The 13,705-nt window shown below is 66.3% G+C and carries 13 protein-coding genes; 6 read left to right on the top strand and 7 right to left on the bottom strand.

Translation table 11 applies throughout. The features are described 5' to 3' along the window. Window positions 1-20: 20 nt before the first annotated feature. Window positions 21-542, bottom strand: coding sequence for a translation initiation factor IF-3 (gene infC, locus C3E79_RS05170; RefSeq protein WP_108403954.1), 522 nt, complete (start codon window positions 540-542; stop codon window positions 21-23). Between the two features lie 332 nt (window positions 543-874). On the opposite strand from infC, the gene C3E79_RS05165 reads away from it, so the two are divergent. The 3 genes from C3E79_RS05165 to C3E79_RS05155 all read left to right on the top strand — a co-directional run bounded on the left by C3E79_RS05165 (window position 875) and on the right by C3E79_RS05155 (window position 2,993). After that, window positions 875-2,017: a sensor histidine kinase gene (locus tag C3E79_RS05165; protein ID WP_108403953.1), complete on the top strand. Its 1,143-nt coding sequence runs from the start codon at window positions 875-877 to the stop codon at window positions 2,015-2,017. 86 nt (window positions 2,018-2,103) lie between these two features. Continuing rightward, window positions 2,104-2,331 (top strand): hypothetical protein, encoded by a 228-nt coding sequence (locus C3E79_RS05160; RefSeq protein ID WP_108403952.1) that lies wholly within the window; start codon window positions 2,104-2,106, stop codon window positions 2,329-2,331. Further along, window positions 2,328-2,993: a response regulator gene (locus tag C3E79_RS05155; protein ID WP_108403951.1), complete on the top strand. Its 666-nt coding sequence runs from the start codon at window positions 2,328-2,330 to the stop codon at window positions 2,991-2,993. The genes C3E79_RS05160 and C3E79_RS05155 overlap by 4 nt, the downstream gene beginning before the upstream one ends. 63 nt (window positions 2,994-3,056) lie before the next feature. On the opposite strand, the gene C3E79_RS05150 is transcribed toward C3E79_RS05155, so the two are convergent. From C3E79_RS05150 to uvrA, 4 genes are all read right to left on the bottom strand, one after another. Then, on the bottom strand, window positions 3,057-3,641 hold the full coding sequence (locus tag C3E79_RS05150; protein ID WP_108403950.1) for a hypothetical protein: 585 nt from the start codon (window positions 3,639-3,641) through the stop codon (window positions 3,057-3,059). Beyond that, window positions 3,641-4,216, bottom strand: coding sequence for a hypothetical protein (locus C3E79_RS05145; protein WP_108403949.1), 576 nt, complete (start codon window positions 4,214-4,216; stop codon window positions 3,641-3,643). Before C3E79_RS05145 ends, C3E79_RS05150 begins: the two co-directional genes overlap by 1 nt. 35 nt (window positions 4,217-4,251) lie before the next feature. After that, the gene (locus C3E79_RS05140) at window positions 4,252-5,556 is read right to left on the bottom strand and encodes a hypothetical protein (protein WP_179948322.1); all 1,305 of its coding nucleotides are present in this window, start codon (window positions 5,554-5,556) and stop codon (window positions 4,252-4,254) included. A gap of 191 nt (window positions 5,557-5,747) precedes the next feature. Beyond that, a complete protein-coding gene (uvrA, locus tag C3E79_RS05135; RefSeq protein ID WP_108403947.1) occupies window positions 5,748-8,603 on the bottom strand; it encodes an excinuclease ABC subunit UvrA in 2,856 nt (951 codons plus the stop codon). Window positions 8,604-8,745: 142 nt separating this feature from the next. Here uvrA and C3E79_RS05130 point away from each other — a divergent pair, with 142 nt between their 5' ends. The 3 genes from C3E79_RS05130 (at window position 8,746) to C3E79_RS05120 (ending at window position 12,775) form a co-directional block, all read left to right on the top strand. After that, entirely contained in the window at window positions 8,746-9,348 is a 603-nt protein-coding gene (locus C3E79_RS05130; protein WP_108403946.1) for an MBL fold metallo-hydrolase, read from the top strand. Window positions 9,349-9,409: 61 nt separating this feature from the next. Continuing rightward, window positions 9,410-10,417 (top strand): DoxX family membrane protein, encoded by a 1,008-nt coding sequence (locus C3E79_RS05125; protein WP_108403945.1) that lies wholly within the window; start codon window positions 9,410-9,412, stop codon window positions 10,415-10,417. A gap of 135 nt (window positions 10,418-10,552) precedes the next feature. Next, window positions 10,553-12,775 (top strand): HelD family protein, encoded by a 2,223-nt coding sequence (locus C3E79_RS05120; protein WP_108403944.1) that lies wholly within the window; start codon window positions 10,553-10,555, stop codon window positions 12,773-12,775. Here the strand turns inward: C3E79_RS05120 and C3E79_RS05115 are convergent. Then, entirely contained in the window at window positions 12,772-13,215 is a 444-nt protein-coding gene (locus C3E79_RS05115; protein ID WP_108403943.1) for a universal stress protein, read from the bottom strand. The genes C3E79_RS05120 and C3E79_RS05115 overlap by 4 nt on opposite strands. 4 nt (window positions 13,216-13,219) lie before the next feature. Further along, window positions 13,220-13,678: a universal stress protein gene (locus C3E79_RS05110; RefSeq protein WP_108403942.1), complete on the bottom strand. Its 459-nt coding sequence runs from the start codon at window positions 13,676-13,678 to the stop codon at window positions 13,220-13,222. Window positions 13,679-13,705: the final 27 nt, after the last annotated feature.

Genomic DNA, 13,705 nt, shown 5'->3' with positions numbered 1-13,705 from the left:
CTTCGTGTCGAGTACGAATACTACTTCTTAGCCTTGCGAGACGGCCCCAAGACCATCGTCATGTTGCGGCCGTCCTGCTTCGGACGGGACTCGACGACGCCGAGGTCGCCGATGTCGTCTGCAAGACGCTCGAGGAGCCGGTAGCCCAGCTCAGGTCGCGATTGCTCGCGGCCGCGGAACATGATGGTGACCTTTACTTTGTTGCCCTTCTCCAGGAAGCGCTCAACGTTGCCCTTCTTCGTCAGGTAGTCGTGCTCATCAATCTTCGGGCGGAACTTCTGTTCCTTCACCACGGTCTGCTGCTGGTTCTTGCGGGCCTCGCGGGCCTTTTGATCCTGCTCGTACTTGAACTTGCCGTAGTCCATGATTTTGCACACGGGCGGCTTCGCGTTGGGGGCCACCTCGACGAGATCGAGGTCTGCGTCGTACGCGAGCTTACGGGCGTCGTCCGTACGGACGATCCCAACCTGCTCGCCGGAGGGTCCGACGAGGCGAACTTCGGGAACGCGAATGCGTTCGTTGATACGAGTGTCAGCGCTGATGAGAACTCCTAGGACTCTTCTAAGACAATGTTGGTCGCTACCGAAACCACCGTTGAAGAGCCCCTCCCACGCGAAAAACCCGCGCCCGTCGAAACGGGAGCGGGAGTTCTTCCACGAGTGCGCACGCGTGATGACGCCCGCACTACGCTATACCCGTTACCAGCCGAGAACCGGCGGACTGGGGTGGGAGTAACTCCTCTTGCGGCTCAGGAAACATCCAGCAGGACGAACCCCGAGCGGTAGTAAGCGAAACAGTAGCATAAGTGGCGCCCGGGCAAAAATCGCGGGAACGGCACGCTTGACTCAACCTTCGGCCACGCTACCCTAAGCCCGTGGCACATACACTCCCCGGCCCGCTGTCCTATCCGCGTCGTATCGGCTTCAACTGGATTGTCGCGGCGGTCGGCATCCTCGCGATCGCGCTGTCGGCCGTCGTCTCCCAGACCACTATTCCACAGCTGGCGCTCAACGTCACCGCCGTGGCAATAGTCGCCCTGGCCCAGCGCCGCCCCATCGCCATGGGGATCGCCATGGTGGTCCTGTTTACGTTTATGTCCGCCTTCGCGGAGTTTAGAAACCCCGTCATCGTCTTGTCCGCACCATTCCTCGCCACATTCATGGCGCTTGGCGGGCGGTCCCGGTTCGCCCTAGCGGTTGAGATCTACCTGTGTTTCATCACGGTTACCAGCCCATTTACAAACCAATGGATTCCGTACGACTGGAACGGCACGGTGATCTACTCTGTCATGCTCGCCGCTGGCCTGTGGGCGGGCATATATTTCCGTAGCCAGCGCAACCAGCACGCTGAGTACCAGCGCCGCCTACGCGAGGACATGGAGACGAGGAAGGAAACTCTCACCCGCGCGCTCCATGATTCCGTGGCTACCACCCTCACCTCCGTTGTCATGCGCGCCGAGACCCTCGCGCTCACCTCGTCCGGAGAGCCCAAGACCCAAGAGACCGCGGAATTCATCGCGGACGAGGCGCGCCAGGCCATGCAGGAGGTGCGTCTCTTGCTCGAGCTCGTACGAGACGATGGCCTGCTCACCGAAACCTCGGTATCCCGCAGCGTGTCCGACCAGATCAGCGTGACCGCCCGGCTCCTGCGCAGCCACGGCTTCGACGTCCGGGGAGACGAGAGCTCGGCGTGCGTCGGCAAGCGGTTCCCTCCCGGGTTTGAAAAGGCATTCGCGGAGCTGGCCACCAACGCAATCAAGTACGCCGTGCGAGGCTCCATCATCACCCTGTGCGTGGGCTGTTCGGACGAGTCGCTGCGCTTTCGCATGACCAACGAGATCGAGCCGCGACCCACCGCGCGCCACATGACCTCCGGCATCGGCCTGACAGAGACGAAGCGGTTGGTCGTACGCCACCGCGGCGAGTTTTGGGCAGGCAAGCGCGACGGCCAGTGGGTCGTCGAGTTCGAGATACCTTCCCCCGCAGAGGAGACTACCCCCAAAAGGGTGGAGACCTAAGTAGACACTTTCAACACTAGTACTGCATTCCGAGGCAACATGGAGTTAGATACCATTATTGGTACGTCCCGTCGAAAGGAACCAACATGAAGACCACCATCACTCGCGCGTTCGTCGGCGCCGTCGCCGCGGCCGCGCTCTCGTTCGCGGCCGCCCCGGCCGCCCATGCCCAGACAACTGATACCGCAGAGACCACCGACCAGGTCGCCGATACCTCTCCGATCATCGGGGTCTACTCCGCGATGTCCGATTTCCTTTCCTGCACCTACTACCCGATGCGGCCGTGGTGCCCCAACGCCCCTGATTACGCATGATCGAAACCATCAACGTCCTCCTCGTTGATGACAACCCCTTGGTGCTGAGCTCGTTTCGGCACTACTTCAACACCACCGATGACATCGTCGTGGTCGCGGCAGCGTCCAACGGCGAAGAGGCTCTAGGCGCGCTCGAGACCAATGACGTCGACGTCATCCTCGCGGACATTCATATGCCCACGATGGATGGCCCGACGCTGCTCGAGCGCATCCACGAGCGAGAGACACGTCCAGTGTTCATCGCCGTCACGGCGTTCGACTCCGACCGCACGATGATGCGCATCCTCCGCAATGGGGGTGCAGGCTACGTGCTCAAGAGCGAGCGCCCGCAGGTGCTTATCGACGCCGTGCGTGCCTCCATCGATGGCGGAATGGTCGTCTCCCCTCACGCCATGACCCGGCTCGTCGGGCATATGCGCGATGAAAGCGAGGTCTCCGGGCGAGTCGACCCAATCGGCGAGGCACTCAAGCTGCAAACGCTCACCAAATCGGAGCGGAAGATCCTCGTGCTGCTGTGCCAGGGCATGTCTAACTCGGACATTGCACGCGAGCTCGGCTTCTCCGAATCCACGGTGAAGAAGTACGTCTCGAGCATCATCGAGCAGTTCGGTGCGACTTCCCGCCTCAACTTAGTGGTGAAGGTGCTCAACGCCGAGTACTAGGCTGCGCATCAGCCACCGGCAAAGCGGGGCGCGGGGATTATCTTCCCCCCGCCCCGCTTCCGCTTACCCAAAGACCGGGGCGTCGTCCTCGCGCAGCTCGGAGTAGCGCGATTCCGGGACGGTGGCCGCGTAGCGCGCGCCCTCCGCCTCCCACACCTGATCCTCGGAGCACCGCACGTTCTGGTTGTCGGTATCGAGCATCATGAAGCCCCACACGAGCTTGCCCTGCCGGTTGGCACCAAGCTCGTAGGGTCCTACAGTCTCGCCGACCGACCACTGCTGGACCCGCACGTAGTTGAGCCCGTAGGCGGTGGCGATGTAGCGCTCGATCTCACCCTTCGGCTGCACCGTGGCGGAGATCTGCAGTGTGCTCGAGCGCGCCTGGGTCACCTTGTGGGTCACCGGCACGGGGGTGGCGTTGCGGTTGGCCACGCTCGCCGCGTCGGTCTGGTCAAACCAGCGCCGCGAGGCGTTGACGTAGATCCCGCCTTCCCCCGGAGTGGCGCAGTGGCTCCCGGGCTTGTAGTCGTCGTTCCAGCGCTGCGGCAGGATGTATTCGGCCGGCCCGGTGGCGGCGTGTGCCGCCTCCGGGGGCTGGCTCGCCAGGGCCGCGAGCGCTACCAATGCTGCTGTCAGGGCGCGCCGCATTAGTCGAACCTGGTGTTCTCGCGGGTGCTGACCTCAACGTGGCGCTCTGCAGGCAGCGTCGCGGTGAAGGTCTGGCCGGTGCCGTGCCAGGTGCGGTCGGAGCCGCACTGCGTCTTCTCACCGGAGAAGTCGGAGACGACCCAGCCGGCGCGCATGACGGCGGTCGTGCCGGGGGCGACGTCGTAGGGGCCGACGACCTCGCCGACCTCGTAGGAGGACGACTTGGAGTAGCTGGTGGAGAACGAGATCTTAATGAGGTCGAAGATCGGGAAGTCGACGCCCGCGGAGACTTTCCATTCGTTGGACTTCTTCTCCGTGATCGTGCGGGTGAGCGGGAACGGGGTCGAGTTGTAGTTCGAGACCGTCCAGGTACCCGCCGAGGCGTCGAAGTAGGTGCGGTCGATCTTGATGGTCTGGCCGGTATCGCCCGGGTTGGAGCACACCGCGCCGATGGTCGTCGGGTTGGCGGTGCCCATGTCCTTGGTGGGCAGGGCGGCGTGGGCCGGGGCGGCGAAGGCGCCTGCCGCTGCGGTGAGCGCGACGGCCGCGGTAGCGGCGCGGGTAACGAGGTTCATATCGTGGTTCTCCTTGTTGGCGTGAGGTGAGGGGGTTAGTAGATGGTCTGCGTCGGCACCGGGAGTTCGGCCCAGTCGTCGGGGGTGACGTCTTGCTTCCGGGTCGACCCGTCGGGGGAGGTGATCGTCGCCTCGGCCCAGAAACCGGCGGGCGCGGTGGCCACGTGCTTGTCCAAAACCTTCGTGTAGCTACCACCGGGGCGGTCGCAGGAGTACTCGGAGTACTGCACGCGCATCATCGTCGTGCCGTACTCGACGCGCACGCGCTCGCCCGGCTGCAGGTCCACTGGCTTGAGCGCCGTGCCCACCGGCATGTAGGCCCGGTGCACGGCGCCGACCGACTCGAGCCACCCGGCGGGCAGCCGCCCGCCGTTGCCCCGGTAGTTCATCTCCACGTTCATCTGGGCGCCGACGATGTGGTCGACCACCGGCGTGTAGGTCTGCTCGCCGTCGGCCCAGTTGAGGAAGTCCTGGGAGTAGCCGGGCTTGCGGAACGTCGGCGCGATGCCGTGGATGTCGTGCGGGTACCACTGCGGGTACGCGGTATCGCACTTCGCGCCGTACGCCGGCCAATTGGGGTCGCGCTGCGGCGTGGTCACGGGCTCGACGATGCGGTCGCGGCGCGAGTCTGCGATCTTTTCCAGGCTCGGCCCGGTAATCGCGTTGTAGGGACGGTCAATCGGCTTGCTGTTGGCGCCCTGTGCGCGCGGGGGGATCTGGAGGGCCTGCTGGTCGACGGTGCCGTCGGCACGAATGATGTTGGCGAACGCGTAGCGCTCAGCGGGACCCGTACCGCGCACGACGTCCGTGCCAGCCATGTTCTGGTAGAAACCGCCCTCGCAGGTGACGAACATCGAGATGAAGTCCTTCTCCAACACGCCGAACTCCACCCGGAAGGTCTCGCCCGGGGCGAGGGTGATGGGGCCGAAGGTCTCGCCCTGGACCCACCCGTTGTCTGTGGTCAAGCCGATATCGGAGCGGGCAGTCGTGTTCCAGCCGGAGGGCAGCTCGGCGCGGGAGTTTGCGGAGATGACGTGGTTGGTGCCGCTTTCCACCTTCGCCGTGTAGTCGACGGAGTGGTTCGTCGTGTTCTTAAACTCGACGACGCCGTCGCTGAGGTAGCGCCTGGCGGTCTCGCCGTAGTGCCACGCGGGGTAGCCGGCGCTGTGCGCCTCGTCCTGCGTGCACGTCTGGTAGAGGTTCTCAATGGGGTAGCCCTGAGGCATCGGCGGCACGGTCGCCGCGCCCGCCGGGGCTTGCGACCCGAGCGAGCCGATCACCACGGCCGCCGCTGCGGCTGCCGCCCACACGCCCGCCCGGGGCGCCGAAGTCCTTGTCATGCCAATCCCTCTTCTCGTCTCTGCAGTGCTGATCAGAGGGTATTACCATGCGCGTGTGCTGGGGAAGCGCGCCGCGGCCGGGGGAACGAAAGTGCATAGTGGGCCTCCTGCGCGCAGCGACAGTACCCACGGGGTTTCCGCCGCGGCGACAACCGGAGGGTACTTTCGTCTCCACCCTTTAGGGGGTGGCCCTAGTGCCCCAGTATGGGGGCGAGGAACTGGCCGGTAAATGAGGCATCGACACGAGCGACGTCCTCCGGCGTGCCCTCGGCGACGACGGTTCCGCCGCCCGACCCGCCCTCCGGGCCCATATCGATGATCCAGTCCGCAGACTTGATCACGTCGAGGTTGTGCTCGATGACGAGGACCGTGTTTCCCTTGTCCACCAAGCCATTGAGCACGACCATGAGCTTGCGGATGTCCTCGAAGTGTAGGCCGGTCGTCGGCTCGTCGAGGATGTAGATCGTGCGGCCGTTCGAACGCTTCTGCAGCTCCGCTGCGAGCTTGACGCGTTGCGCCTCGCCGCCGGAGAGCGTCGTGGCGGCCTGCCCGAGGCGCACGTATCCCAGCCCGACATCAACGAGCGTGTTGAGGTAACGGTGGATCGAGGCGATCGGCTCGAAGAACTCCGCAGCCTCCGAGATCGGCATGTTGAGCACCTCGGCGATGTTCTTGCCCTTGTAGCGCACCTCCAGCGTCTCCCGGTTGTAGCGCGCTCCCTCGCAGACCTCGCAGGGGACGTAGACATCGGGCAGGAAGTTCATCTCGATCTTGATCGTGCCGTCGCCGTGGCAGGCTTCGCAGCGCCCTCCCTTGACGTTAAAGGAGAACCGGCCGGCCTTATACCCGCGCACCTTCGCCTCCTGGGTCTCGGCGAAGAGGTTGCGGATTTTGTCGAACACGCCGGTATACGTCGCGGGGTTGGAACGCGGCGTGCGCCCAATCGGGCTCTGGTCTACCTGCACGAGCTTGTCCAAGTGCTCCAGGCCCTCGACCCTTTTCACCCGGCCCGGCACCTGCCGCGAGCCGTTGAGCTGGTTTTGCAACGTCTTAGCCAGGATCTGGTTGACCAGCGTGGACTTGCCCGAGCCGGAGACGCCCGTGACCGCGACGAGCACGCCGAGGGGGATGGACACCTCGACGTTGTCGAGGTTGTTCTCCCGCGCGCCGACGACGGTGAGGGCCCGGTCGAAGTCGACGGGGCGGCGCGCGCTCGGCACCTCAATGGCCTTGCGGCCCGAGAGGTAGTCCCCCGTGATCGATCCCTCGGCCGACACGATGCCCTTCGGCTCGCCCTGGTAGACGATCTCGCCGCCGTACTCCCCGGCCTGCGGGCCGACGTCGACAAGCCAGTCGGCTTCCTTAATGGTGTCTTCGTCGTGTTCGACCACGATGAGGGTGTTGCCGAGATCCCGCAGCTTCTTCAGCGTCCGGATGAGGCGGAGGTTATCGCGCTGGTGCAGCCCGATCGACGGCTCGTCGAGGACGTAGAGGACCCCGGCGAGCCCGGATCCGATCTGCGTGGCAAGGCGGATGCGCTGGGCCTCGCCGCCGGAGAGCGTTCCGGCGGAGCGCGAGAGCGTGAGGTAGCTCAGCCCGACGTCGAGAAGAAAGCGCAGCCGGGCCTGGATCTCGCGCAACACCGCGCCGGCGATCATCTCTTCGCGCCTGCCAAGCACGAGGTTGTCGAGGTATTCCGAGGCCTCCTCGATAGAGAGCTCGGCCAACCCCGCGATCGAGAGCTCGCCGTGGGTCTTCGAGGCGAGGCGGACAGCGAGGATCTCCGGCTTGAGGCGGGCTCCCTTGCATGTCGGGCACGGGATCTCGCGGGTGTAGGCGAGCAGCCGTTCCTTCTGGTGCTCGGACTCCGCCTGCTCGAGCTTGCGTTCGAGGTAGCCGATGACGCCCTCGAACTCGGCGGTAAAGCCCCGCGAGCGCCCATAGCGGTTCTTGTAGCGCACTCCCACCTTGGTTTTCGACCCGTGGGTGAGGTGCTTTTGCTGCGTTTTTGTCAGCGAGGAAAACGGCGCGTGGGCATCGAAGCCCTCCTCTGCCGCCAGGGCCTCGATGAGTTTGGTGAAATAGCCCTTGTTCGGCGAGGAGTTCCAAGGCTGGAACGCGTCGACGGCCGGGGCATCCGGGTCCGGCACGATGAGGTCGATATCGACCTCTTTGCGCGTGCCCAGCCCGTCGCAGGCCGGGCACGCGCCGAAGGGCGAGTTGAACGAAAACGCGCGCGGCTCGTACTCCTCGACGTTGAGGGCGTGCCCGTTGGGGCAGGCCATCTTTTCGGAGAAGATGCGGTAGCGCTCCGGGTCGTCGTCCTCGCGCCCGACGAACTCGAAGGCGACAAGGCCGTCTGCGAGACCGAGGGCCGTCTCCACGGAATCGGTGAGGCGCTGCTTCTGGCTCTCCTTGACCTGGAGGCGATCTACCACGACGTCAATCGTGTGCTTGATCTGCTTTTCCAGCTTCGGCGGGTCGGTGAGCTGATAGGTCTGCCCATCGACGGTGACGCGGGCGAACCCCTGCGCGGCAAGGTCCGCGAACAGGTCCACGAACTCGCCCTTGCGCTTGCGTACCACGGGGGCGAGGACCTGGAACCGCTCCCCCTCCCTGTGGTCGAAGACCTGGTCGACGATCTGTTGCGGGGTTTGCCGGTTGATCTCGGCGTCGCACACCGGGCAGTGGGGCGTACCGGCCCGGGCGTAGAGCAGGCGGAGGTAGTCGTAGATCTCCGTGATGGTTCCCACGGTGGAGCGCGGGTTGCGGTTGGTCGACTTCTGGTCGATCGACACCGCTGGGGAGAGACCGTCGATGTAGTCGACGTCGGGCTTATCCATCTGCCCGAGGAACATGCGCGCATACGACGAGAGCGACTCGACGTAGCGCCTCTGCCCCTCGGCGAAGATCGTGTCAAAGGCCAGCGAGGACTTACCCGAACCGGAAAGCCCGGTAAACACGATCATGGTGTCGCGCGGCAGGTCGAGGTCTACCCCTTTGAGGTTGTGTTCGCGCGCCCCGCGCACGGTCAAGCGGTCAGCCACGGATGCCCACCCTTCATGAAGGCCGAACTTTAAGGATTCGCCGAAACGGTCAGTAAGAGAACTGTTGAGAAAACAACAGACCCCGAACATACCAGCGAGGCGGCCCACCACGCCAAGCGCCGGCGCTACTAGCCTGGGTGCCATGACGCAACCATTGACGCTCCATCACATGTCCGTCTCCTCTATGGACAACAACGTCTACCTTCTCGCGGCCGACGGCGAGGGCCTGCTTATCGACGCCGCCGCGGACGCCGCCGCGATCATGGACATGGCGCGCGAGGCCGGGGTGCGCATCACCACCGTGCTCACCACGCACCGGCACGCCGATCACACCGGCGCGCTCGCCGAGGTCCTCGAGCGCACCGGCGCGACCCACGTCGCCTCCCACCTCGATGCCCCGGCGCTGCCCGCGGGCGTCGACGTCGAGGTCTCCGAAGGTGGGCACATCGACTTCGCCGGCCGCGCCCTCGACACGCTGATCCTGCGCGGCCACACGCCGGGCGGGTTGGCGCTCGTTGCGGTAATCGACGGCGTCCCCCACGCTTTCGTCGGCGACAGCCTCTTTCCCGGCGGGCTGGGCAAGACCGACGGCGAGGCGGAGTTCGTGCGCCTGTTCACCGACGTCAAGGAGAGGCTTTTCGACGCCTACCCGGACTCCACCGTCGTCCACCCCGGTCACGGGGCCCCAACGACGCTCGGGGACGAGCGCGAAAGCCTCGACGAGTGGTGGCAGCGACGCTGGTGAGCAATTTTGTCTAAACTGGCGTGATAGATAACCGAACAATCATGTAAAGGAACGTGATCCTATGATTCGCAAGCTTGCCCGACCGCTGCTCGCCTCCGTCTACGTGGTCGACGGAGTCGAGACCGTCATTAACCCCTCCTCCCACCGCGAGAGCGCGGAGTCTGTGCTCAAGAAGGTGCGCTCCGTCGTGCCCGCCCCCTACGGCTCCTACCTCCCGTCTTCCCCGGAGACCGCAGCGCAGATCGTCGGCGGCGTGAAGGCCGGGGCGGGTTCCCTCTTTGCGCTGGGTAAGGCTCCGCGCACCGCGGCCGCCCTGCTCGCCGTGACCGCCGTGCCCTCCATCGTCGGCCGCCACGCGTTCTGGGAAGCGAGCGACGACGAAGAGAAGGCCCGCCGCCGCAGCGGCGCGATCACCGATGCTGCCCTGCTCGGCGGCGTCCTCCTCGCCACCGTCGACACCGACGGCAACCCCGGGCTGTCGTGGCGCGCCAAGAACGCCGCCCGCACCGCGAAGAAGAACGTCCAGCAGGCTCTGCCCACCCAGTCGGAGTCCGAGAAGGCCCTGAACAAGGCCGGTTCCTGGATCTCCGATGCCACCGACCAGGTGACGTCCTACGTCGATGACAACAAGGACGACTGGGCGAAGACCGCCTCGTCGCTGGCGCAGGACGCGAAGAAGCAGACCTCTTCCCTGCTCAACAACGCCTCCGACTGGATCTCGGACGCAACCGAGCAGGCCCAGGAGGCCTACAAGGACGCCAAGCCCAGCAAGCGCGAGCAGGCCAAGGCGAAGCGCAAGGTCAAGGGCGTTGCCTCCGACGTCGTCTCCACCCTGCAGTCTTCCCTCGACGCCCTTGAGCCCTCGACCCTGGACAAGGTCAAGGCCAAGCGCAAGGCAAGCAAGCTTCAGGGCCGCGCGCAAGACGCCGTCTCCGGACTGAAGGACGCCTTCGACAACCTCGATGCGGCCCCGTCGCGCCGCCAGAAGCGGAAGGCGGAGAAGACCGTCAAACAGCTGCGCAAGCGCGCCGAGAAGGCCGTCAAGCAGGCCCAGAAGAAGCTCGGCTAACCCCGGCCGTTCCACGCCGCTAGAACCCCGCGTCGCCCCCCGGCGGCCGCGGGGTTTCGCTGTTTTGGCTGGTATAATGAGCCCTTTACGGCCGCAGGTCGCGCGGCGCGGGAATCGCCTGACGGAGGTGCATGGGTGAGCGGTTCGGACGAGATCGAACGCGAGCAAGGGTACGTCGATACGCTTTTTGCGCGCCTCGATGACGCAGTGGCCGCCGCGCGCGCGGAGCTTGAGGCCGTCCAAGCCGACGTCGACCCCGATAACCCGGACCCGGACGCGCTCGTGCGCCGAGAGACGCGCTACCACGCGCTGAACTCCAAGCTCGACACCCTCGCCATCGCCGAGGTCGGCCTCGTTTTCGGTCGCCTCGACATCGCCGATGATGACCCCGACAACCCGATCGAGGGCCGCGAGGGGATGGACCGCCGCTACATCGGGCGCATCGGGATGGAAGACCGGGCGCAGGGCTACCGCAGCCTCTTGCTGGACTGGCGCGCTCCCCTCGCCCGGCCCTACTACCTGGCAACGACAGCGCACCCGGAGGGCGTGGAGCGCAGGAGAACTATCCGGATGAAGGGCCGCGAGGTCCTCGCCGTGGACGACGAGGTCCTCTCCGGCGCGGACGCCGAGCTCGGGCGGGAGTCCGACGTGGGCTCCGAGGCCGCCCTGCGGCGCGCGATGAACTCCGCGCGCACCGGGCGGATGCGCTCGATTGTGGAGACGATCCAGCGCGAGCAGGACGAGATTATCCGCGACCCGACGCGCGGCGCGCTCGTCGTCCAGGGCGGCCCGGGCACGGGGAAGACGGCGGTGGCGCTCCACCGGGTCGCCTACCTTCTCTACACCTGGCGCGAGCAGCTCGCGCGCACCGGTGTGCTCATCGTGGGGCCGAACCGCACCTTCCTCGACTACATCTCCCGGGTGCTGCCCGAACTCGGCGAAACCGGCGTCGTGCTCGGCACCATCGACTCCCTTGTGCCAGGATTTCACCCCCAGACCGAGCGAGAGGAGCTGGCAGCCCGCGAGGTGAAGGGCTCAGAAGAGATGGTCACCATACTCAAGCGGGCCGTCCAAGCACTCGAAACCGTCCCCGCCGCTCCCGTCGAGCTCACCATCGGCTCGATCCCGCTGAGCGCGACGCCGGGGATGGTCAAGGCGGCGCGGACGCGGGCGCGCCGCTCGCGCAAGCCGCACAACGAGGCCCGCGCCGTTTTCGCCGAACACCTCACCCAGTCCCTCGCGGAGGCGCTCGCCGAGCGCATCGGGGCGGACCCGCTCGGCGGGGAGAACCTGCTGGGCACCGCGGATATCGACGAGCTCCACGACGAGCTCGCCGATGAACCGCAGGTCGCGCAGCTCATCGATACCTACTTTCCCGCACTCGAGCCCGCCTCCGTGCTCGAGGGGCTGTTGACCTCGCGGGAGGCGATCGAAGCCGCCGCCGGCGACTACGACGACTACACCCGGCAGGCGCTCTACCGCGCTCCCGGCTCCCCCACCACGCCCTCCGACGCCGCGCTCATCGACGAGCTGTCCATCCTCATCGGCGTCGTTGACCCGGAGCAGCGCCGCAAGGCCGAGGAGGAGCAGTGGCGCCAGCTCGTCGCGGAGGCGGAGGACGCGCTCGAGATTCTCTCCTCCTCGGAGTCCACCGACAACGACGATGACCAGTTCGAGGCGGAGATCCTCTCCGCCCACGACGTCATCGACGCCGAGACGCTGGCGAACCGCCAGCGGGTCTCCGCCCACCGCAGCACGGCGGAGCGCGCGCGGGAGGACCACACGTGGGCCTACGGTCACGTCATCGTCGACGAGGCCCAGGAGCTCACCGCGATGGAGTGGAGGATGATCTTCCGGCGCTGCCCCTCGCGGTGGATGACGCTGGTGGGCGATACCGCGCAGACCTCGGCGCCGGCGGGGACCGACGACTGGCGCGCGGCGCTGGGGCCCTTTGTGGGCACGCGCTACCGCCTCCACGAGCTCACCGTGAACTACCGCACGCCGGTGGAGATCATGGAACTGGCAAACCGGATCCTCGAGCGCATCGATCCTGAGGCCACCCCCGCCTCCGCCATCCGCTCCACCGGAGTGCCGGTGCGCTTCTTTCCGCCCGGGACGGACCCGGATCGCATCGCCGCGGGGCTGAAGGGCGATGACGAGCGCTCGGTGGGCGTGATCAGCCGCGGCAACGTCGCCGCCGTCAAGGGCCTCGAGTTCGACCACGTCGTGGTGGTCTCGCCCGCCGAGATCGTCGGCTCCTCGCCGCAGGGGTGGCAGGACCTCTACGTCGCCGTGACCAGGGCGACCCAAACGCTCAGCGTGATCGGCGACGGGCTGGGGTGGGACCCGGCGAGCTAGCTCACCGTGTGGACGATCATGACGTCGCAGTCCGATTGGCGGGCGACGTCGGCGGGCACGGAACCGAGTAGCCGGCCCGTCAGCGTGTTGATGCCGCGGTTGCCCACGACGAGGAGGTCCGCCTCGACGTCGCTGACGATGCCGACGAGCGCCTCAACCGGGGTGCCCTCCCTCGCCGCGACGGAGACGTCGTGTGCCCCCGCGCCGAGGGCGTGCTCGCGCGCTTGGGCGAGGTTGGCGCGCGCCTGGGCGTCGCCAAGAATGGTCGCGGATCCGCTCCGGTTGGCGCTCGCCGCGTCCTCGGGCGAGAGGTAGTAGGCGGTGGCGATGACGAGCTTGGCGCCCAGCGCAGCCGCGAGGCGCGCCGCCTTAGCTACTGCCAGCAGCGACGACTCAGAGCCGTCGGTGCCGACGACGATGGTTGAGTAGTCGTCGGACATGGTCTCAGTCGTGCCCTTCCGCCCGGGTGTCCACCAAAAGGACGTCGACCGGGGCCTTCTTGGCCACGTTGCCGGGGATGTTGCCGAAGACGCGGCCCGCCAGGGAGCGCATCCCCTTGTTCCCGACGACGATGAGGTCGACGCCGAACTCCTGCGCTGCGTCAATCATCACCTGCGCGGGCTGGCCCGACTTGATCTGCAGGTTCACCCTCGGCGCCTGCTCCTCTTTCGCGATGCGCTCCGCAACCTCGAGCACCCGCTTCGCATCGTCGACCGAGACGATGTCGACCTTGGCCTGCTCGCCGTTCGCCGTGTTGAGCAGAGAGGTGTTGGCGCTATAGTGCGCGCAGATCACGGTGAGGTCGGCGTCGAACGCGCGGGCCAGGCTCGCGGCGGAGCGAACCGCCACCAGCGAGGTCGGTGATCCATCGGTGCCCACCGCGATCGAGGTGTAGCCGTGCATTATCTCTTCACTGTCCTTTCCTTTTGA

Origin of the sequence: Corynebacterium liangguodongii, assembly GCF_003070865.1 — a bacterium.
Classification (GTDB): Bacteria; Actinomycetota; Actinomycetes; order Mycobacteriales; family Mycobacteriaceae; genus Corynebacterium; species Corynebacterium liangguodongii.
Note: the sequence above shows the minus strand (reverse complement) of the source record. Positions and strands in the feature narration are given on the sequence as shown.

Excerpts from the sequence above, each read along its gene's own strand:
- C3E79_RS05160 (WP_108403952.1), top strand. The coding sequence starts at position 2,104 with ATGAAGACCACCATCACTCGCGCGTTCGTCGGCGCCGTCGCCGCGGCC.
- C3E79_RS05155 (WP_108403951.1), top strand. The coding sequence starts at position 2,328 with ATGATCGAAACCATCAACGTCCTCCTCGTTGATGACAACCCCTTGGTG.
- C3E79_RS05150 (WP_108403950.1), bottom strand. The coding sequence starts at position 3,641 with ATGCGGCGCGCCCTGACAGCAGCATTGGTAGCGCTCGCGGCCCTGGCG.
- C3E79_RS05145 (WP_108403949.1), bottom strand. The coding sequence starts at position 4,216 with ATGAACCTCGTTACCCGCGCCGCTACCGCGGCCGTCGCGCTCACCGCA.
- C3E79_RS05140 (WP_179948322.1), bottom strand. The coding sequence starts at position 5,556 with ATGACAAGGACTTCGGCGCCCCGGGCGGGCGTGTGGGCGGCAGCCGCA.
- C3E79_RS05130 (WP_108403946.1), top strand. The coding sequence starts at position 8,746 with ATGACGCAACCATTGACGCTCCATCACATGTCCGTCTCCTCTATGGAC.
- C3E79_RS05125 (WP_108403945.1), top strand. The coding sequence starts at position 9,410 with ATGATTCGCAAGCTTGCCCGACCGCTGCTCGCCTCCGTCTACGTGGTC.
- C3E79_RS05115 (WP_108403943.1), bottom strand. The coding sequence starts at position 13,215 with ATGTCCGACGACTACTCAACCATCGTCGTCGGCACCGACGGCTCTGAG.
- C3E79_RS05110 (WP_108403942.1), bottom strand. The coding sequence starts at position 13,678 with ATGCACGGCTACACCTCGATCGCGGTGGGCACCGATGGATCACCGACC.